This window comes from Paenibacillus sp. J31R109, assembly GCF_059692055.1.
This window is the reverse complement of record NZ_JCAUAR010000008.1, coordinates 226,342-248,210: the sequence shown is the minus strand read 5'-3', so window position 1 is coordinate 248,210 and position 21,869 is coordinate 226,342. Positions and strand designations below refer to the sequence as shown.

23 protein-coding genes are annotated in these 21,869 nt (G+C 43.7%); 19 read left to right on the top strand and 4 right to left on the bottom strand.

The features are described 5' to 3' along the window. Positions 1-39: 39 nt before the first annotated feature. The 9 genes from AC58QT_RS21140 (at position 40) to AC58QT_RS21100 (ending at position 8,403) form a co-directional block, all read left to right on the top strand. The gene (locus AC58QT_RS21140; protein WP_497410769.1) at positions 40-990 is read left to right on the top strand and encodes an ABC transporter permease; all 951 of its coding nucleotides are present in this window, start codon (positions 40-42) and stop codon (positions 988-990) included. Between the two features lie 14 nt (positions 991-1,004). Beyond that, entirely contained in the window at positions 1,005-1,865 is an 861-nt protein-coding gene (locus AC58QT_RS21135) for a carbohydrate ABC transporter permease (protein ID WP_497410768.1), read from the top strand. A 27-nt stretch (positions 1,866-1,892) separates the two neighbouring features. After that, the gene (locus tag AC58QT_RS21130; RefSeq protein WP_497410767.1) at positions 1,893-3,443 is read left to right on the top strand and encodes an extracellular solute-binding protein; all 1,551 of its coding nucleotides are present in this window, start codon (positions 1,893-1,895) and stop codon (positions 3,441-3,443) included. A 27-nt stretch (positions 3,444-3,470) separates the two neighbouring features. Beyond that, on the top strand, positions 3,471-4,826 hold the full coding sequence (locus AC58QT_RS21125) for a sulfatase family protein (RefSeq protein WP_497410766.1): 1,356 nt from the start codon (positions 3,471-3,473) through the stop codon (positions 4,824-4,826). 209 nt (positions 4,827-5,035) lie between these two features. Further along, entirely contained in the window at positions 5,036-5,956 is a 921-nt protein-coding gene (locus AC58QT_RS21120) for an oxidoreductase (protein ID WP_497410765.1), read from the top strand. Positions 5,957-6,031: 75 nt separating this feature from the next. Continuing rightward, a complete protein-coding gene (locus AC58QT_RS21115; RefSeq protein ID WP_497410764.1) occupies positions 6,032-6,595 on the top strand; it encodes a GNAT family N-acetyltransferase in 564 nt (187 codons plus the stop codon). Between the two features lie 130 nt (positions 6,596-6,725). Continuing rightward, complete coding sequence (locus AC58QT_RS21110) at positions 6,726-6,980, top strand: CapA family protein (RefSeq protein ID WP_497410763.1); 255 nt, start codon at positions 6,726-6,728, stop codon at positions 6,978-6,980. A gap of 41 nt (positions 6,981-7,021) precedes the next feature. Beyond that, a complete protein-coding gene (locus tag AC58QT_RS21105) occupies positions 7,022-7,636 on the top strand; it encodes a CapA family protein (RefSeq protein ID WP_497410762.1) in 615 nt (204 codons plus the stop codon). A 32-nt stretch (positions 7,637-7,668) separates the two neighbouring features. Then, positions 7,669-8,403 (top strand): YheC/YheD family protein, encoded by a 735-nt coding sequence (locus tag AC58QT_RS21100; RefSeq protein ID WP_497410761.1) that lies wholly within the window; start codon positions 7,669-7,671, stop codon positions 8,401-8,403. A 173-nt stretch (positions 8,404-8,576) separates the two neighbouring features. Here the strand turns inward: AC58QT_RS21100 and AC58QT_RS21095 are convergent, their stop codons facing one another. From AC58QT_RS21095 to AC58QT_RS21080, 4 genes are all read right to left on the bottom strand, one after another. Then, entirely contained in the window at positions 8,577-9,632 is a 1,056-nt protein-coding gene (locus AC58QT_RS21095) for a FecCD family ABC transporter permease (protein WP_497410760.1), read from the bottom strand. Beyond that, positions 9,632-10,669, bottom strand: a complete 1,038-nt coding sequence (locus AC58QT_RS21090; RefSeq protein ID WP_497410759.1) for a FecCD family ABC transporter permease — start codon at positions 10,667-10,669, stop codon at positions 9,632-9,634. Before AC58QT_RS21090 ends, AC58QT_RS21095 begins: the two co-directional genes overlap by 1 nt. Positions 10,670-10,753: 84 nt before the next feature. Beyond that, positions 10,754-11,758, bottom strand: a complete 1,005-nt coding sequence (locus AC58QT_RS21085) for an ABC transporter substrate-binding protein (RefSeq protein ID WP_497410758.1) — start codon at positions 11,756-11,758, stop codon at positions 10,754-10,756. 106 nt (positions 11,759-11,864) lie between these two features. Continuing rightward, a complete protein-coding gene (locus AC58QT_RS21080) occupies positions 11,865-12,722 on the bottom strand; it encodes an SDR family NAD(P)-dependent oxidoreductase (RefSeq protein ID WP_497410757.1) in 858 nt (285 codons plus the stop codon). Between the two features lie 175 nt (positions 12,723-12,897). Here AC58QT_RS21080 and AC58QT_RS21075 point away from each other — a divergent pair, with 175 nt between their 5' ends. The 10 genes from AC58QT_RS21075 (at position 12,898) to AC58QT_RS21030 (ending at position 21,837) form a co-directional block, all read left to right on the top strand. After that, entirely contained in the window at positions 12,898-13,401 is a 504-nt protein-coding gene (locus AC58QT_RS21075) for a MerR family transcriptional regulator (RefSeq protein ID WP_497410756.1), read from the top strand. A 20-nt stretch (positions 13,402-13,421) separates the two neighbouring features. Beyond that, positions 13,422-14,660, top strand: coding sequence for an MFS transporter (locus AC58QT_RS21070; protein WP_497410755.1), 1,239 nt, complete (start codon positions 13,422-13,424; stop codon positions 14,658-14,660). Between the two features lie 235 nt (positions 14,661-14,895). After that, positions 14,896-16,962, top strand: coding sequence for a peptidoglycan D,D-transpeptidase FtsI family protein (locus tag AC58QT_RS21065; protein WP_497410754.1), 2,067 nt, complete (start codon positions 14,896-14,898; stop codon positions 16,960-16,962). A gap of 148 nt (positions 16,963-17,110) precedes the next feature. Continuing rightward, on the top strand, positions 17,111-17,626 hold the full coding sequence (locus tag AC58QT_RS21060; protein WP_497410753.1) for a hypothetical protein: 516 nt from the start codon (positions 17,111-17,113) through the stop codon (positions 17,624-17,626). A gap of 25 nt (positions 17,627-17,651) precedes the next feature. Beyond that, positions 17,652-18,134 carry a GyrI-like domain-containing protein gene (locus tag AC58QT_RS21055; RefSeq protein ID WP_497410752.1) on the top strand — a complete coding sequence of 161 codons (483 nt, stop codon included), beginning with the start codon at positions 17,652-17,654 and terminating at the stop codon, positions 18,132-18,134. A gap of 58 nt (positions 18,135-18,192) precedes the next feature. Continuing rightward, a complete protein-coding gene (locus AC58QT_RS21050) occupies positions 18,193-18,720 on the top strand; it encodes an AAA family ATPase (RefSeq protein WP_497410751.1) in 528 nt (175 codons plus the stop codon). A gap of 941 nt (positions 18,721-19,661) precedes the next feature. Continuing rightward, a complete protein-coding gene (locus tag AC58QT_RS21045) occupies positions 19,662-19,934 on the top strand; it encodes a hypothetical protein (RefSeq protein ID WP_497410750.1) in 273 nt (90 codons plus the stop codon). 77 nt (positions 19,935-20,011) lie between these two features. Next, positions 20,012-20,353 (top strand): hypothetical protein, encoded by a 342-nt coding sequence (locus tag AC58QT_RS21040; protein ID WP_497410749.1) that lies wholly within the window; start codon positions 20,012-20,014, stop codon positions 20,351-20,353. Positions 20,354-20,716: 363 nt separating this feature from the next. After that, the gene (locus AC58QT_RS21035) at positions 20,717-21,211 is read left to right on the top strand and encodes a hypothetical protein (RefSeq protein ID WP_497410748.1); all 495 of its coding nucleotides are present in this window, start codon (positions 20,717-20,719) and stop codon (positions 21,209-21,211) included. 59 nt (positions 21,212-21,270) lie between these two features. After that, positions 21,271-21,837, top strand: coding sequence for a hypothetical protein (locus AC58QT_RS21030; RefSeq protein ID WP_497410747.1), 567 nt, complete (start codon positions 21,271-21,273; stop codon positions 21,835-21,837). The last annotated feature ends 32 nt before the right edge of the window (positions 21,838-21,869 follow it).

Genomic DNA, 21,869 nt, shown 5'->3' with positions numbered 1-21,869 from the left:
AACAGCATGTGTAACACACGGTCGAGAGGAGGGGATGGGATGAGTCATCCCATGAAGGTATCGCATGGCGCGGTTGTAAATGCAAGACCTCGTGCAAGATCATCCGCCTTTAGGAAGTCGTTCCATAAACACAAGTACTATTATGTTTTACTACTGCCTGGTGTCATTTATTTTCTTCTCTTTAAGTACATTCCGATGGGCGGCATTGCAATCGCTTTCCAAGATTTCAAGATTGCGGGAAGTGTATTCGGTAGTCCTTGGGTAGGGTTAAAATGGTTCCGCATTCTGTTCGACTCGCCAGACTTTTGGGTGGCGCTTCGGAATACGTTGATTATCAGCTTTTATAAGCTGCTGTTTAACTTTCCGGCACCGATTGTGCTTGCGCTTCTACTCAATGAGCTGTTCAACGGCGTATTCAAGCGCATCGTGCAGACGATTATCTATTTTCCGCACTTTGTTTCTTGGGTTGTGCTTGGAAGTATTCTGTTCTCCGTATTTTCGGTAGATACGGGGGTAGCGAAGCTGCTGGGCATGTCCGCGTCGCCGCTCATGAATCCAGAGGTATTCCGGGGCTTTTTGGTCGGTTCGGAAATGTGGAAGGAAGTTGGCTGGGGAACAGTCATTTATTTAGCCGCCATTGCCGGCGTGAACCCGGAGCTGTATGAAGCAGCTAGAATTGATGGTGCGAATCGCTTTCAGCTGGTCCGTCATGTGACCCTGCCGAGCATTGCATCGACGATTGTCGTGCTGCTGATTTTGCGGACGGGACAAATTCTGAATGTCGGCTTCGATCAGATTTACATTTTATATAACCCGCTCGTCTATAATGTAGCGGACACGCTGGATACGTATGTGTACCGTGTGGGGCTTACGATGGGCAGATTCTCGTTTGCTACGGCTGCAGGGCTCTTCCAATCGGTTGTAGGCTTATGCTTGCTGCTGTTTACGAACTGGCTTGTACGTCGTATGGGCGAACGAGGATTGTGGTAAGGAGGTGGATGGGAATGCGTATAAGTTGGGGTGAACGCAGTTTTGAAGTAGGGAATGTGCTGTTTCTGGCTATGCTGAGTATCGTGACGTTTTATCCTTTATGGCATGAAATATCCATATCATTAAGCTCGGCGGCTGGCGCCATGCAAGGCGGGTTGTTCTTCTTTCCGCGAGGCTTTACGCTGGATGCTTATAAGAGTGTACTGGCTTCCAGCTTTATTTGGCTGGCGTATCGAAATAGTATTCTAGTGGCCGTCATAGGGACGTTCCTGCATGTCCTGTTTACAGCGACAACGGCTTATGCGTTAAATAAAAGAAGCTTGCCTGGCGCTAAGGTCATCACGCTTCTGGTTATTTTTACGATGATTTTCAGCGGTGGGATGATTCCTACCTATTTACTTGTGAAAAGCTTAGGATTAACGAATACCCTATGGGCGCTCATGCTGCCGGGTATGATCTCTGCTTTTAACGTCATTGTTATGCAAAGTTTTATGCGGACCATTCCGGAAGAGGTTGAGGAATCGGCTGCCATGGACGGAGCGAATCCGCTGCGGACGTTCTTCACCATTATTATACCGCTGTGTAAGCCGGTTATTGCGACGATAGCACTCTGGGAGTGCGTCGGCCTGTGGAACAATTTTATGCAAGCGTTGATTTATTTGAATGATAAAAGGCTATTTACCCTACCGTTGTTATTAAAAGAAATTATTGCTGGCCAGCAATTGGCGACCGATACCGGTCAGTTTACGACGTTTGCTGCCGAGTCCGCGATAGCGGCTACCGTCATTATTTCAATCGTACCTATTCTTGCTGTGTATCCGTTTTTGCAGAAGTACTTTATGAAGGGCACCATGTTAGGCTCTGTGAAATCATAATTTGAAGATCATAAAAGGGGTGTTCTTATGAAAAAAATGAGTAAAATGGGTTCCGTATTGTGTGTCACTTGTCTTGCAGGATTAGTAGCTGCTGGTTGCGGCTCCAATGAGCAAGGAAAAAGCGCGTCATCTTCCAGCCCAGTTTCCACGAAGCCGGTTACTTTCAATATGTTCTTTAATTACGGGATCCCGGAATATCCGGACACCGGTGGAGAAGCGAAGCCGAAAATTATTTCATTGATGGAGAAGGCAGGAATACCGGGTATAGATTACAAAATTAGCATGATTTCCGGCGATGAATACAAAACGAAACTGAATCTCTTGGTATCCTCTGGTGAGATACCGGATTACTTCAGTGTGGATACGACACAGCTTGCGCAGTATGTGAATCAAGGGCTATTGAAGCCGTTGGATGATTTGCTGGCAAAAGCGCCGCACTTGATGAAGTACATTCCGAAAGAGCGTTGGGACGGCGTCAAATTTGATGGCAAAATTTACGCGATTCCGCAAGGGGTTAGGCAGGAGTCATTCAACTCCCCGAATACGGCGGGCTTGTTGATTAGACAGGACTGGCTGGATGCACTCGGCATGAAGCAACCGACTACTTTAGATGAACTGCATGAAGTTCTCAAGGCGTTCACGTTCAAGGATCCGGATAAGAATGGTCAAAATGATACGTATGGGTTTGGCGGCAACAAATCCTCGCTGTTTAATACGGTTTTTGGCGCTTTTGGCATCGCACTAAACGGCCCCGTCTTCTGGACAGAGAAAGATGGAAAGATTGTCAAAAGCTTTGTGACGCCTGAGGCGAAGAAAGCTTTAGCCGTTCTACAGCAATGGTATAAAGAAGGTCTGATTGACCCGGAGTTCCCTGTCATGGAATTAAAGCAGTCAGAGGCTAGGATCGTGAATTCTAAGGTCGGCGTTTTTGAAGGCGATGCTTTTGCAGTCAATGCGACTGGCGGCGGCTATTACACTTCGCTGCTGAAAGTGGTGCCATCAGCGAATATTGCTATGATTAATCGGGTGAAAGGCCCCGACGGCAAGCTGGGCTGGCCGCAGGTTAATCCTTATTCGGGAGGAGCGCTGCGTGCGATAAGTGCGAAGGCGCAAGAACCAGAAAGACTCATTCAAATGCTGGATTGGTCGGTCAGTGATGACCCGAACGGCGGGGTGGATCTGCTTACCTATGGCGAAAATAACGTGGATTACACTTTTGACAAGAGTAAAAATTTAATTGCCCAAACATCCAGTTATTCCGATCTATACAAAAAAGGTTTCTCTAACCCTGTTCGCTTTGTGCAAGTAACAGACCGTCGTTGGACAGACGATAAAGTGCGGGCGGCGTTGGAAATCGCTTCAAAGGACATTGTTAAGAATCAGCTTTGGAAGACAGTTCCGGCCGAGCTGGACTATCCAGATCTGGAGAAGAAGCTGTGGACAGAGTACTTCGTGAAGATTGTGACAGGTGTGTGGTCCGTCGACAAGTTTGATGAGTTTGTACAGAAATACTACCAGCAAGGCGGACAGAAGATCGAGCAGCAGGCCAACGATGAGTGGAAGAAAGCTAGTAAGTAAATAAAGATGAAGGTGATGGGGAAAAAGATGAGAAAACAGCCGAACGTCATTGTTTTTTTTACGGATCAGCAGCGTTTTGACACGACGGGAGTTCATGGGAATCCCCTCGGGCTTACGCCGAACTTTGACCGCATGGCGATGGAAGGGACGCATGTGTATAACTCGTACACCTGTCAGCCCGTGTGCGGCCCGGCACGTTCTTCCCTGCAAACAGGGAAATATGCCACGGAAACCGGGTGCTATGTCAATGGCATTCCACTGCGGAGTGATGAGCTGACGCTAGCTCATCACTTCCGTGAAGCGGGCTATCACACAGGCTATATCGGCAAATGGCATTTGGCTGGTCAAGAGCCTGTCCCAGAGGCGCAGCGCGGCGGTTATCAAGAGTGGCTCGGAGCTAATGTGCTCGAGTTCTCCTCCGATGCCTACGATACGGTCATGTATAACGGGGATAATGAACCCGTGAAGCTGCCGGGCTATCGGGTTGATGCGCAAACGGATGCGGCAATCCGATATATCGACAAGCATCAGGAGGAACCGTTCTTCTTGTTCCTCTCGTATCTGGAGCCGCACCATCAGAATCACAGCGACAATTACCCAGCACCACGTGGCTATGAAGGGCGCTACAGCGGCAGCTCCTTCGTGCCTGGCGACTTGGCGTCGCTGGGCGGCACGGCACATGCCCATCTCGGCGGCTATTATGGCATGGTCAAAAGGCTCGACGAAGCGCTCGGCCGCTTGTTCGACGCTTTGATCAGCCTCGGGTTAGAAGACGACACGATTGTGATGTTTACTTCGGACCATGGCTGCCATTTCAAAACCAGGAACAGTGAGTATAAACGGTCGTGCCATGACAGTTCCATTCGTGTGCCGACCGCCTTTACAGGAGGCCGCTTCAAGTCAGGCGGGCGACTGCAGGAGATGGTGTCGCTAGTGGATTTACCTCCAACGCTGCTTGACGCTGCGGGGATTCCGGTTCCGGCTTCCATGCAAGGGCGCTCCCTACTTCCGCTGCTGCGCGGGGAGCGGGAAGGCTGGCCGGAGGAAGTCTTCGTGCAAATCAGCGAATCGCAAGTTGGCCGCGCCATTCGGACGCAGCGCTGGAAGTACAGCGTCTCCGCGCCGGAGCAGAATCCGAACCGAGACGCAGGATCGGATGTCTACGTAGAGGAATTCCTCTACGATCTGCAAGCGGATCCGCATGAATTGCACAATCTAGTCGGCGTGCAGTCGTTCGGCACGGCGGCGGCCGAGCTGCGTGAGCGCTTGATTCGCCGGATGCAGGAGGCCGGGGAGGCCACGCCTGTCATTCAGAGTGCGCCGCTGCAGCGAAATTCAGGTGCACGCCGGGTGGCTGTGAGTGAACTGCGGAAGAAGTTGTAAGGGGCAATAGGGTTCATACAAGTGGAGGCTGTCTCAAAAGTCGATCTAGACTTTTGAAACGGCCTGTTTTCGTTAATGAACTTTAGTAAAGAATTAGAGACTATTTTAACAAAATAACAAGTAATTTATTATTAAAACCTGGAAGGATTTTCATGCATTTACTTGAATGATTAAGAAACATGGTAACAATCAAGGGAGCAGGAGATCTTATGGTGAATAAATGGGATGGAACGTGTATACCCGATCAATCGGGAAAAACAATCATCATTACGGGTTCTAGCAGTGGACTTGGATTGGAAACTGCGACAGCACTCGCCAGCAAAGGTGCAGAAGTGATTCTTGCTGTTCGAAATGAACAGAAAGGAATTGAAGCGGCCAAGCAAGTGAATAAGCGTCACTCAAAGGCAAATGTAAAGGTAATGAAGCTTAATTTGGGTGATCTTAACGACATTAACAATTTTGCGGTAGATTTTAAAAAGCAATATGCAAGTTTGGACATCTTGATCAATAATGCGGGCGTCATGATGCCGCCCTACGAGAAGACAAAGGACGGGTTCGAACTCCAGTTCGGTACAAACCATTTGGGTCATTTTGCATTAACCGGGTTGCTGCTGCCCAAGTTGCTCAACACACCGAACTCTCGCGTGGTGACGCTTAGTAGCTTAGCTGCATTGAAAGGGCACATATTTTTCGATAATCTGGATGGTTCCAAAGGATATCGCGGATTCCCTTTTTATAGGCAGAGTAAGTTAGCTAACCTGTTGTTCGCAAAGGAGCTTAACCTACGGCTTCGTGCAGCCAAGATGACTACAATAAGCATCGCGTGTCATCCTGGCATTGCAGCAACCAATATTACTTCCCGGGGTTCGGGGCGCGACATGAAGTTCTTAACCACATTAATGAACGCGTTGTTCCAAACAGCAGCGATGGGTGCGCTTCCAACCTTATACGCCGCCACAGAACCTTCGTTAATCGGAGGGGAATACATTGGTCCCGATGGTCGAGGGGCGAAGAAGGGATATCCGGCAATCGATACGTCCAATCACAAGATGTTTGATAAGGGTGTATCAGAGAAGTTATGGCAGATTTCGGAGACGCTGACAGGGGTTCATTACACATTTGTCGGGTGAGAAGAATACGAATCAGATTAATTACCGCGTAATCGCGGTTTTTTATTATTAATGGCTGCTAAAGGGGGGGAATTTATGAAACCAATTATGATTGATTTTCCAGATGAGTTTCATACGGAACGATTAGTAATTAGAATGGCAAAACCAGGGGATGGTAAGGTTGTTTTTGAAGCCGTTAATGCTTCGATGGATGAGTTGAAACCCTGGTTAAAGTTTGTACAAAATGAATTAACCGAATATGATATGGAACTTGCAGTTAGAGAGGCACATGTCCAATTTTTAAGTCGTGAAAGTTTAAGATTTCTAGTCTTTTTGAAAGAAACGGGACAATTCGTTGCTACCACAAGTTTACATAACATAGATTGGGATGTACGGAAATTTGAAATTGGCTATTGGATAAATACACATTTTAATTGTAATGGGTATATGACTGAAGCCGTTAAAGCTATTTGTGATTTTGCATGTAGTCAGTTGAAGGCCCGGAGGTTGGAAATACGTTGTGATACTAAAAATACTAGAAGTAAGTTAATACCTGAGCGATTACACTTTGAACTTGAGGGTACTATCAAAAACGAGGATTTATCGGCTGATGGAAGTGAATGGAGGGATACATTTATTTTTGCAAAGATACAACGATGATATGATTTAATGCGAAAGCCAAGTTGAACCTGACTTGAGCTTTTTTCTTTTGGTCGCACCATTGGCGCCCAACTTTCAAGCATTTCGCTTTTCTAACGCATAAGGTGTAATCATGGAAGGAGTGGGTGGATTGACGACAATCACAATCGCTGCAGTCGGGGATTTGTTGATGAAAAAGAAGATGATCACCTCAGCCGCACGAGAAGGCGGATTTGATCCTATTTTTTCCAAAGTAAAACCTTATCTGCGGAAAGCTGACTTAACGATAGGCAATCTGGAGACGACATTCTCCGGCAACGATTTTCGCGAAGAACCTGGAAAACTATTGTTTAGTACCCCTGACGAATTCGCTGCTACACTCCGGAATTTGGGCTTTGATGGGTAGGCACAGCCAATAACCATTGTATGGACGGGAAACGATCCGGTTTGAGAAGAACATTAGACGTCCTCGATCGACATGGACTGCGACATACGGGAACGTACCGCTCTGCACAGGAAGCCCACCAGAAACTAATTGTGAATGTAAAGGGAATCAACATCGGAATATTGGCTTATACGAAAGGCACGAACGGGATCTCAGTGCCAGAGCCATGGTTAGTCAACCGGCTAAACCATCAAAAAATAATAGCGGACGTACGCAGTTTGAAGAGTCATACAGATTTTATCATCGCTTGCCTACATTTCGGGAAAGAATTTCGAACATATCCCGACCGCAACCAAATCAAGCTCATGCAGCTGCTGTTCAAACAAGGTGTTAATGTCGTGCTGGGAGCGCATCCCCATGTACTGCATCCGATAAGAATGTTTAAGGTGAAGGATATCGACGGACTCATTAGAAATCGGGTAGCGGCATCTTCTCTGGGAAATTTCGTATCGACCGAACTTCCCCAGCATACTGCTAGACTGCGAGGAACAATCTTAATGTTAAAAGTAACGAAAAATGCAAAAGGTACAACGGACGTGTTGAAAATATCAAAAGTACCAACCCGTATTTTGCAAAATGCAGGGAAGAAAAACGTATATCGGGTTGTACCGAATTAGTAGAATGGGTATCTACAAATTGGGGTGAAGATATGGTTTATTGGAATAACAAGTTAGGCAAGTACAAGGCGTTATTAACTAATGAGGAACTAGCACTTAATCTACCACCAACAAACCTTGCAACTGAAGCAACTGTGGAGGGGATGTTAGAAAAATATCATGTCGTCTATCTTAAACCCAGTCATGGCACCGGAGGGCATGGCATATTTAAGTTGTCTCGCACTAGTGCTGGATATCGGTTGGAGAACGGCACGCGGTCTCGCTCATTCTCAACCTTTAAGGGAACATACGTCGCTTTCCAGAAAGCAAAAAGGAAGAAAACCTACTTGGTTCAGAAGGGCATCCCCTTACTCCAATATCAGGGACTTCCGTTCGATTTGCGTATTATGGTGCAGAGAAACCGCACGCGTAAATGGGAGGTTACCGGTATCGTAGGACGATTAGCCATGCCTAATAAGATCGTGACTAACTACCATAGCGGGGGTAGACCAATGCCGGCGGGGAAGCTGCTTTCCCCTTTTATACCTAAAAAGGAGCAGGTTTCCTATGTTCAATTACTTAAGGAACTAGGCGTTAGGACCAGTAAACATATGAGTAGAATTTTCCCGAATTTTAGGTCGTATGGGGTAGATATAGGCATTGATAAAGAGATGAAGCCATGGATCATAGAGGTCAATACGCGGCCAGATAAATACATTTTTAATGCCCTTTCTGATAAGCGGATGTATCGCAAAATCTTACTTTACGAGAGATTCACAATGAAATAATTGATAATCCCCGATGTTAGAATATCAAATATTGGGGGACAAATTTGCTGAGAAAAAACAAGGAAATACTAACGCATGTGCGTTAGTATTTTTCTTTAATAATATTATTGCCGTAAGCACGGTTGCGCCCTTTCGCGTTTATGAGGACGGCGCGCCCAGCGCCTGCGCCAGGGTCACCCCCTGCGCGAACGCTGATTATCAGTAGCTAAGAGATATAGAAAATAGGGTGCCCCAACAATGGCAACAATGATTCCTGTGGGGATACCGGCAGGCTGCAGAATAATCCTGGATACAGTATCCGCAGCAGACACTAGCAAAGCCCCAACCAGCGCACACACGGGTATCAGGATAATATGTCTGGAACCTACTAACCGTCTGGCGAGGTGAGGCGCAATCAGCCCCACGAAGCTTATACTCCCGCTGACAGACACACAGGACGCAGCCAAAGCTACAGAAACCAATAACATTTTTCTGTGCTGTTTCATAACAGAAACACCTAAGCTGACTGCGGTGTCATCACTCATGCTTAGTACATCTAATTTTCTCGAGTTATAAATTAAGTAGGGGATCAAGATGAGAAGCCACGGAAGCAGGGCCAGCACAAAGCGCCAATCCCCACCCCATATATTGCCTGCTCGCCACACGGCTACAAAGTCGTATTGTTCCTCGTCTAGCTTGATGACAAGAACAGTGGTTAGGGCAGAAATTCCCGCCTGCATGGCAATCCCTGTTAGTATCAATCGCATAGGCGCAATGCCATCTATTTTCTTGTAAGCAAGGACATTTATTAAAAGAGCCGTCAACCCGGCACCTATTAAGGCTAAAAAAGGCAGCGTAAATACCGACAAGAAAGTTCCCGTGCCAACAAACATGGTAAATAGAATAACCATAAGTCCTGCGCCTGCCGAAATACCAAGCAGTCCAGGATCTGCCAACGCGTTTTTGGTTACTCCCTGAATTATACATCCAGATAAAGCGAGACCAGCACCTACAAGTATGGATAAGGTTATTCGCGGTAACCGGAAATCAAATAAGATGACATTTTCCTTCTCCGTTCCTCCCCCGAATAAAGTGCGCAGGGTATCAAACGCGGAGAGCTTGGTATAACCAGTATTCATACTAATAATGAAGGAAGCTATAAGCGCGCACACAAAGATGAGAACGATCGTTGTATTTCGAAACGCCACCTTTTTCTTGTACGCTTCATGCTTCTTGATCAGTTCACTCATTACACGGCCCTCCTTTGCTTGCGAGACAAATAAAGGAAGAAAGGAATGCCAATCAACGCAGTTAACACACCAAGAGGTGTTTCAAACGGTGGGTTTAACATACGCGCACCCAAATCCGCGCCCACCATCAGGATTGCTCCTAATACCGCCGATACAGGTATAATCGAGCGGTAATCAACGCCTACCAGAAATCTTGTTACGTGTGGTACGACCAAACCCACGAAACCTACTGCGCCTACAACGGATACCGAAGTTCCGGCTAGAACCAGCACGGATAGTGAGCATAGCAGGTTAATAAGCCTTGTATTTAAGCCCAAGCCCTTTGCAACATCTTCTCCCATATTGAGGATCGTTATATAACGAGCAAGGACAAAAGCACCAATCAATGCTAGGCATACCCAGGGAGACATGAGAATAATCTGTTCCCACGTGGAGCCAGCAACACCGCCAGCCATCCAAAACATGATGTTTTGCGCAACTTTGTTATAAAGCGCAATACCCTGGCTTAGCGCTGTAAACAAAGCACCGACAGCTGCGCCTGCCAGCACGATACGCATGGGCGTTGCAGTACTACGGCGAAACATGGCGATTCCATTGACCATCAAATAGGCGATTGTTGCACCGATAAAGGAAAAAACAATGATACTACTGTATCCAATTTGCGGAAAATAAGCGATACAAACGGCCACAGCCAAGCTTGCGCCGGCATTAAGACCCAAAAGGCCGGAATCAGCCATGGGATTGCGCGTTATGCCTTGCATGACTGCGCCTGATACTGCAAAAGCAGAACCGACCAGAGCGCTAGCAAGCACACGGGGGATACGTAGGTCTACAATGATCATATGTGACATATTGTTACGGTCAAGGTTGAAGATAGCTTCCCAGACAGTTGAAAGGGGGATATTTTTGGCTCCTAGTGTAATAGAATAAGCCATCAAAATTAACAGGGCAATACTCCCGCCAAGCATAATAAGTAAAGCTGTTATTCCGTTTTTATTATGAATGACGGAAGATGTAGCAACGGATTTAGAAACCATACGGAACGCCCTCATTCTATTGAAAATAACATAAGAAATCGGGAGACTGGTAGAGTCGCCCGATTCCTTATGCGGTTTGATTCGCTATTTAACAATGCTTGCTACCACTTTTTCAATAGCAAGTTTCTGACTTAATGGGGCACCTGACATAGAGCCAGGAGGAAGTTTGAAAACGTTATTCGCTTTTACAGCCTTCAAATTCTTCCATATCGTAGTGTCCTCTGTACCAGGTCTAAGCCAAGTTGGCGTATAATTGTCTTTCTCCGCACCATCGATATTATCTAAGAAGATGTAATCCGGATCCAATTCTGCCAATCCTTCTAGTGATATCTGGGTATATTTCTCAGGGTAACCTTTCGGTGGGGTCAAGCCAAACCCTGCAGTCTTATCAAAATATGCGGTTCTGTTAGTAGGACCGGAGCCAGTAAGGCCAAAGGTTTTATTACCCAGGTCGCCCATAACAACTGTAGTTTTGTCCTTGTATGGAGCCAACTTTTCACGGGATTTCGCGATCAAGCTTTCTAGATCGGTGATGATTTTCGTAGCTTCTTTTTCTTTGCCTAGGATCTTAGCATAGTCGTTTAAAACCTCTTGCCAAGTTGGTGAGTCAAATACCAGTGTGGGTGCAACCTTATTGTATGCTGCATAATCATCTTTATCATTAGCTGTTACTACAATTACTTCTGGAGAGAGGCCCATCATTTGCTCATAGGCTTTGGAGTTACCCAATTCTACGATTTTCAATTTATCTGCCATTGGTTTGAGCGCTTCTCTAGTCATAACAAACGATTTGGCAGTTGGTGCTGCAATCGGCGGCACATCAAGTGCTATAAGTGTTTCAATGTGTCCGAAATAAGTCGGAATTATTTTTGTAGGGGCCTTGGCAAAAGTAACGGTATGTCCAAAATCATCCGTGACCGTTCTCGGCCACACGCTTTGGGAAGCTGATGCCGTTGAAGGTGCTGTTGAAGTCGCCGTTGTAGGCGATGCTGCAGCCTTGTTTTCTGATGCTGTGGGTGTACTTCCACAACCTGTCATTATACCCACAATTAATCCGAAAGAGATAATAGTACTCATACTTTTCTTCATTTTTTTCCCCCGCTTTGAAATAGTGATAATGATTATCAATATCGTTTTCTTTTAAGAATTTTATAGGCAATAGCTTTAATTGTCAATACTTTCTTTTACAAATACCTTAGGAGCGCTCAACAAGAAATTCACGTTTGTAAATTTCATCAATTCTTTCCAAAACGTTTCGGGATTGATCGTTAAATTTTAATACCGCAGTCCGACCTTTCAATAAAAACACGCCGGTCTCATTGCAGTGTTTCCCAAGGGCCCCCTCGTACAACTGGTTCGCACCGTGGGTAGGCGGAGAGAAAAATAGCTTCATTAGCCATTTTACCACTAGGGGCAGCCCAGATTTTTCCCCTTTTCTTAGTGTATTATTGCCGCCTGGATCAACGCTGCGAATCTTAATACCTTCTTTGGCAAGCTGCGGTGCAGAAGCCTGAGTCCACAGCGAAAGAGCTAACTTGGAAGTAGCATAAGGTCCTAGCAGTTTACGGAAGGTTTTAGGATGTTCCAGGATTTCGATAGTAAACTCTTTCACATAATTTAGTGCTGAAGATGAGGTGTTGATCACCGTCTTTAAGCTGCCGTGTAGTATGAGTTCCTTCAATTCCATAAGAATGATATACGGAACGACAGTCAATAGCTCATAATGCTTTTCGCGTCCTTGTTTCGAATGGTTTAGTTCAGGAAAGGACCCGCCAGCGTTGTTAAACAAAATATCGATCCGCTGCTCTTTCCCTTTGATCTCTTCCAAAGTCCTTCTCAAGCTAGCATAATCAGTGAGATCTGCCGTTTTATAAATACGCAGCGATCCGTCCTTAACAGCTTTTTGGATTCTCGTATCATCTGCTGGAAAGTCGGAACGGTTCAATGCAACCACCTGCCAGTCCTCCGATAGCAATTTCCGGGTTAATTCCAACCCGATCCCGGCACTTGCACCCGTAACCAGTCCGATTTTTTCGCGTTTGTTCATGTTCATTGTACCTCTCCTCCTGATATGGGGATCTTTCCCCTGATAGCTCACATTCTAAAACTTGGAGTCGGCTCCAAGTCAAGACGCGGCAATACAGAGGTTTGACTCAAGGATTGAAGACTTGACTTAGCGTCAGCTCCAAGAGGTATAATGTACAAAATAATCTCTGGGAGGGAACGGGATGAAGACAGAGCTAACTTTTACGATAAAACAAACCGCCGATAAAACTGGAATTTCCGAGGATACGATACGTTATTACGAAAAGATCGCGTTGCTTCCTCGAGCGGAGCGGAAGGATAACGGTCATCGCATATACCGGCAGGAAGACATCGATACAATCCATCTCATATATTGCCTGAAAAAAACAGGAATGCCACTAGAGGAAATGCGGCCGTTTTTGACAGTCTCCGTCGATGCCGATCCTGCTGAATATCCTGAGCTGGTGAAGCTCTTAAGGAACCACAGGGAACATATCGTCAGCCAAATCACTTCGCTTGAACAGATCGTCGATTTTATCGATATGAAGCTGGAAGAAGGTAGATACCGCCGACACTGCTCGGATGAAAGCCAGGGTGACGATTCAGAGAAAGTAAGGGGAGAAACGAAACTAAAGCCCGTCTCTCCCGTCGAGATGAGCTATTTTCCGTCGGCCAAAGAGGACAAATCACCGACTTCCGTTAGATAAAAAATGAGGAGTACATAAAAGTGGAAAAAAGTATAGGTAAGGTCAACAAAATATACGTTATGCAACTGGCAACCATATTTATTGGATTCATTATCTTTGGGTTCTCGGAAAATATTAAAGGACCGGCAATACCACGTATTCAATTTGAGTTTATGCTCAGTGAGTCTCAACTTGGTACTTTGTTATCCTTGAATGCGCTGGGTTACTTAATAGCCTGTTCCTTTACAGCGTATTTGACCAAAATCTGGGGAATCAAATGGGTAACTGTAACAGCATTCGCTTCTATGGCTGTATCCGGTATTTTAATTTACTTTTCCAATTATTACATGATGTTTTCGGCTTCTTATTTCCTAATGTATATCGGCAATGGCATGCTAGAGATTGGGCTTGCCATTCTAAGCGCTCGAATTTTCGTGAAAAACACGGGAATGATGATGAACATGACGCATGGCTTCTATGGCTTAAGCTCAACAATTGCTCCGCTTATTGCAACTGGCTTGATGAAGGTAACCATTGCTGGTCACACGCTTGATTGGCGAGGGATGTATCTGGTGATGCTGCTATTGTCCGTTATCCCGATTGTGATTGCTTCGTGCAGTACATTCCCAGGTGAGCACATTTCACATGAAGACCGGATTCCTATAAAGGTCTTGCTCAAAGACCGCGTATTATGGTTAATTGTTCTAGTTCTTACGTTTGGTGTTGTATCTGAATTGGCCGTTGGTGGCTGGCTCGTCAATTTTTTGGAGAAAGCTTATAACTGGAATAGCGTTAATGCTTCCGGAATGCTATCCATTTTCTTCTTATGCTTTGCATTGGCGCGGCTCTTACTTGGTCCGCTAACAGATCGGATAGGCTTTGTATTATCTCTCATTATCTTCTCAGGGTTTTCGGCAATATGTACATTTACTGCAATAGTAGGTGGTGAAAGTGTCTCGTTCCTGTTTGCTGCTTCAGGTATAGGTATTGCGCTAATTTATCCGACTGTAATGGCTTTTATCGCGAAGCGGTATCCGAATGACAGTGATACAGCTATCACGTTCACGGTAACGGTAATGGGATTAGGCAGTGTGATCGGCAATTATCTCATCGGTGGAGTCACTGAGCTCGTCAAACACATGGTTGGTGAAGATTCGCCTACAAGTCTGCTTCGTGGACTTCAGGCTGGCTACGGCTTCATTGGATTATGTGCAGCATTATGCGCAATAACCGGATTTATTTTATACGTGTATTTATATAAAAGAAAAGAAGTTATTTAAATTGTAATAACGCCATTAACCAGCCTTGGAGTTGGATATTGGCGTTTTTATTTTCATACAATTGAAATATCTAGTTACAACATCGGTGGTAATAGGAAGACTAAACGGATGGGGAGTGGATGCAACAAATGACAGACCTATGCTCATTCCAAATTTTCCATATTTTAGTGAACCGATTTAAGTTTTCCTTCGTCTGTTTCAGGATACATGCTTAAACAGAGGGGGCTATAAAGCAATGAAATCGCCGATTATGGATGATCCGAAGAAAAAAGAGATTGCTAAAAAGAGGCATTTTTCACTGCGAATCAATCTATTTTTCTTTATAACCTTTGTATTATTTTCCGTACTCATTGTGCGGTTGGCTATGCTGCAGTTTGTTCAAACGAAAATGCATAAAGCCGCAGAGAATAGAAATGGCACACAAACGATCCAAATTGCTCCCATCCGCGGCAACATCTATGACTCCACGAAATCTCCGCTTGCTTATACCATTCCCATGCAATCTTTATTTTTTCGAATTGATCCCAGCGTTCAAAAGTTAGATGAGTTAATTGCTATAGCCGATCGGCTTAAAGCTAATGTTTTTGACAAATATGCCAAACCAAATTCGAAAAGCCCAACTGCAGAAGAAATTATTTTAGCCATGGATATTGGCTACGACTATCACAAGAATGAAATCAAAAAGCCAAGCTATTACTGGGTTCCCCGAAGAATAAAGGCGGATTTGTCCAATGACGAGATCGCCTATATTTTGGAGCATCGAGATGAATTTAAATGGTTAGACGTAACAGAAGAAAGCATTCGTACCTACGAAATGGATGATGACGGACATACGACAATGGCTACGCATTTAGTGGGATATACGAATTCTTTTACTTCACCGACAGCCAAAGAAATCTATAAAGATAACCCTATGATTCAGGAATATTTAAGCTCGGAAAATGTGGGATTCGATGGCATCGAGCGTATGTATCAGGATGAACTGCGAGGCAGAAACGGCAATAAGACATACCCCGTGGACGCCGTTAACAAAATCATTGGAAGAGCCGAAGTCGTGGCTCCAATTAAAGGAAACAATTTGTATCTGACCATTCAAAAAGATATTCAGAAAGCGACAGAGCGAATGCTGGAGGAGCATATTAGCTACTTGCGCAGCCCATCTCACGTTAATGATATGTATTTGAGTGTTGGGATGAAGGCGGCTTCTGGGTTCGCAGTTGCTATGGAGGTGGATACAGGCCGTGTTGTTACCATGGCGAACTTTCCAGATTACGATGCTAACGCTTGGACGGGTGGTATGTCACCTAGTGTGTATAAAGAAATTGAACCATTTATTCCCAACGGAAGTATTCGAACGGCTAAAGCTAAGTATCCAGATGAAAAAGAAAATGCGAAGCATCCATCATCGATTGTATTCATGGGCTCCACGATCAAGCCAATGTCTGTATTGATTGGTCTTAAAGAGAAATTTTTCAGCGGGTCTGGCAAGGTTTATTACGACACGGGGTCCTTTAGCTTTGGTAGAGGTGGTAATAGCACCATCACGAATTCCGGGAAAACCGCTTACGGGGATATGGATGCTGCGGGGGCCATTGAACATTCCTCTAACACGTTTATGTCTGAAAAAGTCGGTATTCCTTTCTGGGCCAAATATGGCAGAGAGAATGCTGCCGTGACTGCCAAATGGGCAGAATACATGGCGAAATTCGGAATGGGCATTAAGACAGGAAGCGGCCTGCCAGGTGAGCTTGCAGGATCTAATGATTTTATCAAAAATGCTGTAAATGACAGTTATCAGTCAGCGATGGTCTTTGCCTCATGGGGACAAAATGAGAAAACGACCACCTTGCAGCTTGCTCAGTATACAGCTACATTGGCTAGTCGCGGGAAGCGGATGAAGCCTGTGTTCGTAGATGAAATTCGCGACTACCAGGGCCAGTTAGTTAGAAAAATCGAGCCTGAAATACTAGAAGACTTCTCCCAAGAGTTTGCCAAAGAGGACTGGAACACGATTATCCACGGGATGAAAAGCGGCGCCGAGGGGATTGAAGCGTTACCGTTTAATGTGGCGCGAAAAACAGGAACTTCTACACAAAACGTAGCAGGAGGTTCGGTTGAAAATGCGGTATTCATCGCATTTGCACCCGTCGAGAATCCGAAACTTGCGGTCGCGGTCGTCGTGCCAGAAGGCGGATTTGGGCGTTATGGGGCTTCTCCGATTGCGGCTAAGATCTTTCAAGCGTATGACGCTGCCAACGACGGCATTTTGACGAAGCTTGGTGGCGGGAAGCGTCCTTGGTAGGTGTGGGGGATACTGCATAAATAACGGCAGGAGAGTTCAAACGTAGGTTTGCTTCTTGAAGGGATTTTATGGAAATAATTGAATTTGTTTAATTAAATATTGAAAACATCTTGTTTAATCATGAATCTTGTGATGAGGAGTGGGTATTTTGCCGGAAACAATAGTAATTGATTTGGTAGAAACAGTGCCGTTCAAAGCGTTGGCAGTAAGAACGGGGATGACTCCTGACAAGAGTGGGACGCGGGTGGCGTGGAGCAAGCTTACAGCGCATGTCACGCTTGACGATTCGCGACTTACGGAGGGGCCGACAGCGTACGTGTTCATTCCGCAGGAGCAATGGAACAAGAGCGTCGATACTCTTTGGGTTGGATTGGCGGTTCGTGAATTTGGGAATGTACCGGACGGTATTGAGGCTTTAGAGGTACGCGGTGGGCTTTGTGTGAGTGCCCGTGTCTACGGTAATGAGGCCCATATGTGGCAAGTATATGATGCCATATTTGCATGGCTCGAGCAGTCACCAGAATATGAAATCGATCGGCGTGAAGGCGTACTTGGGATGGAGACGGTTCCACTTGAACCGTTGAATGCGCTCACAATCCCTTATTCTGAAATCGAAACATTTAACTTTAACATGCTATACCCAATTCGTAAGAAGTCGTTGTAGATTTCAAAAGCGGAGAGTGAATGACATGGAGATTAAAATCGTCCAAACTGACAATATCTCAGCATTTGTCGGGGTAAGGGCGAGTGCTAATATGTCTAATTTAGGAAACAACATTAAAAATGCCTATGATGAATTGGTAAGAAGGCAAAATGAAATAAAAAACATGAAGAATCCAAATGTGACATATGGCATATCACCTCCAAATTACAAAAGTAACAATGGAACCGTTGATTTTTATTGTTGTTTTGAAGTGGAGCCTCTGGTGAACTTACCGCATGGAATGGTCCATATACATGTATTGCCTCGTACTTACTCATTAACCCTTTATAAGGGATTGGCTAGCCAGACGGTAACAGCTTATGATTTCACTACGAAATGGTTACATGAAAACGGGTATACCTACGATGATACAGCTTATTATTTTGAGAGATACGACGAAAAAACAATAAGAGAATCAAATGATGAGCGGAATGAAATGCAAATATACTGTCCTGTAAAGAAGAAATGAGCGGAAACCTGAAATATATCAATTTATTATGCTTATCCAGTTTAATGGAGGGTCTGCCATGGGCATTAGGAATTATCTGATTGAAGGCGTTTCCGGCGTTGGCAAAACTACGGCTTGCAACGAATTGCAGCGGCGTGGCTATCATGCCATTCATGGTGATCGTGAATTGGCTTATCAAGGCGATCCCGAAACAGGTACCCCAACAGATGGCTTTAAACCCGAACACCACATTTGGCATGTAGATAAAGTAAAAGCTTTGGTCGCCAATCAAGATGAGGCATTAACTTTTTTCTGCGGTGGGTCGCGGAATTTCTCCAAATTCATTGATCTCTTTGACAGCGTGTTTGTCCTTAAGGTGGACCTGGAAACCTGTCTCCGGCGGATTGATGAGCGAGTGGCACTGGACCCAACTGATTGGGGTGGCAGACCAGAGGAACGGGAAATCATTCGGCGCTTGCATCAAACGAATGAAGGCATTCCCAAAGACGGGATTACAATTGACGCCACCGCACCGATCGCTCACGTCGTTGACGAAATCCTCCATCAAATCAACGCAAATGAAATAAGAGACAGTAATCTTCGTTAACATTATCATCACTTTAATGTATAATTCTGGGAAGTATACTGCTCTGGAAAGGGGACTTTTCATGGGGGAGATGCAGAGGGTTAAAATGTTATTTAGGCATATTATTTATCTATTAATTGGGACTGTTTTAGTTAATTATTTAATGACGCTAACAAGCGCTAAAGAAGATACAATTTCAAGGTTTATTATTTCAACAATATTCCTTTGCTGCTGGTTTTATTATGGGAGGCGTCAACGCAAGAGAAGTATGTTTATTTTATTTATTATCATAAACCCAGTTATTGGTATTCTGTTTGGATTGTTATTTCATATTTTCACATGGAACATGCTCGCGGAGTTTTTACAGTACGTTTATGTTAAGCCTATGCGAGGATATTATTTCCTTCAAGATTATTTCCCAATTAAGTATCAGGATTTTGTTGAGTACATTACAATATTTATAATACCTGGCTTATTCGGAATGGCAGGTCATTATAGCTTAGCACAGAACACAAAAAGGCAGCCGACATAAATCGGTTGCCTTTTCCAGGGACGGGCAGTTTAACTCAACTTTCGAAGCATAAATTACGTAACAATAGAAGCAATAAAATCCAATCACGAAGTGCCTTTTGAGGGGAGAAAGTGAGCGTTTATGGATTTTTACCTTAATGCCTGTGAAATCCTAATAGTACTGATGATATATAGCATATTAATTTATCGAATATTTATAAAAAGGACGAATAAATGGCTACGAGAGAATGTGGGATTGACAATAATCACTATAATTATGGCTGTTGTTAGTGATAATAATATACGAATAAAATCGTTCATCGTCGTTTTTAGTTTCGGGTTTCTTATTACCTTATTTTACAGGAATTTTAGAGGAAGACGTCGCAACGATTGAAGTAAGGCGCAGGTTGTTCGATGAAATTGAAATGTATGTAATTTAGGAGGCTAAACTAATGAATAAAGCGGAAGCCAAAAGAATATTCATTGTGATTATTTTTATTGGCACTGTATTTTCTGCAATTGCTATGTTAATAAAATATCCAACTAACTTAGATGCAGTAAATGAATCAACACTCAGCATATATACCCAGTACGGAGAATTTAGACGTTCATCTTCTGAAGAATATTATCCTGTTATTGCAATTGCCCATAGTAAAAAGCAAATAAATAAAGAAACAGAAGTATTATTTCTTGACATTGGAACTTTCGTAAAAGAAAAGAAATAGTAATGTTACTATTTGCATTATGAATTAATAACTTAATGGATTCCGCTAACGGATAACTATAAATGAGGGAATATTAATTGGAAAAGTACAAATTAAATTATTTTGGATGTCTTGAATTTGAATTAATAGGCGAACGTGATGAATACTACCTTAAGGGAAAATTAACAAACTTGAATATTACATTTAAAGAGAAACTGATGAATTTAGAGGATGAATATGATGGGTGGTATCTAGATAAAAATGGATATCGACTTAAAGACGAGGAATTATTTAATTCAAGTCCTTGGGTGTTAATAGGTAACGACGGAAAACAAACAAAGGTGATAAAAAGGTTTTTGGATTTTGAAAATGAGGAAGTAATATTCGCTTTAAAGCCATGGTTTAGAATTGCTGATGAGTTAAATACACCACCTGAGTGAGACTAGCAATCTGGGAACGATAGCTGAAAAGACACCCGCGGCAGCTGAGGATATTGGCTGCCTTTTCCACGTCGGGCAGTTTAGCGCGGTGTTAAGCTCGTGATTAAGTTGAACTAATAGCGGATTATAAGTTTGGAAATGACTGTAACTTTTTCTAATGATTGGGAGCCTAAGTATTATGAAGCTTTCTCTACAAGTGGACATATTAACGCAATAAATAACGTGTAAAGGAACATTCTATCCAAACTTACGTCTAAAAAGTATGAATAAATCAAACATCGAGTGCGCAAATAGTAATCTGTTAATCGAGGTTACATAAGTGCTATGAGTATCTTAATTGAAATGCTCTGGGGAAGGACAAAGATGAAGAATCTTAAATGGCTCAAAATTATTTTTGTAATATCCATATTAGGTAATTTTATATTAGCCTTATCCTTAAATAACAAGAATGAAATCGATAGACAAACATTGGAGCAGATTGCGTTTAGGGGTATTCAAAGTAACTTTATACAGCTTGAAGGGTCAATTACATATCAAATGGAGACTGGTTGGGGGGATCAAAGTCATGTAACCGAGAAATTAGAGGACGTGATTGAGGGCATAGGCTTAGTTCTTGAAATTGGTAGTCGTTCAGGTGCCTTAAACAAAGAAAACGAGAAATTACTCTGGGAATTACAAGACTATTTGAGTGACTTTAAAGAAGACACAGGTTTTCCGAATGCATTATTAAGCAATAAGGAACGAGATGATTTCATCAAGTTAGCTGAGAATTTACGCTCATCGGGGTGGGGGATGAATCTTGGGTACGGATCAGGTTGGAAGGATTTTGAACAGAAGACAAGAAAATTGCTAACCTAACTGGGAACGATAGCTTAATTCTGGTCAAAATGAGTTTCCAAAGAAAGGTGGGAATCTAATTGAAATTGACCTATGAACTTTGGAGCATAGGATGGGCTAAAGTCATGTTAAAAATAGATAATAACAATGAACATTATATTACACCAAGTTATTTAACGGATTCCCTTGGCGATTTTGTAGATGCAATCATTCGTTTAAAACCTGAGTTTGTCGATGCTGATGAGGTGAAGGAGTATAGCTGTTTTGAATGGGATTGTGAACCTGCCGTATATAAGTGGTATTTATATAATGAACCTGATAATAAAGTAAGAATTAAAATACTGGTATATGCTGATGATTCTCAGGCATCAGCAAAAGAAACGATTGATGGAATATGTGATTTTGATGATCTTGTTTCCGAGATCGTTGACGCTCCTGAGGCAATATTGAGGAAACATGGAATTGTTGGTTTTAGGAAACAATGGCATGATCACGATTTCCCAATCAGTGGTTACATTCAATTAAAAGAGTACATAACGAAGAGAAGGAATATTGAAGTAAAGGTATTGAATCAAGATGAATGGAATGAGTATTACCATTCGAGCTTTGATGAAGAATTAAATCTGCTTAAAAAAGCGCTAAACTAACGATGAACTATAGTTTTGTCATTATATGAAGG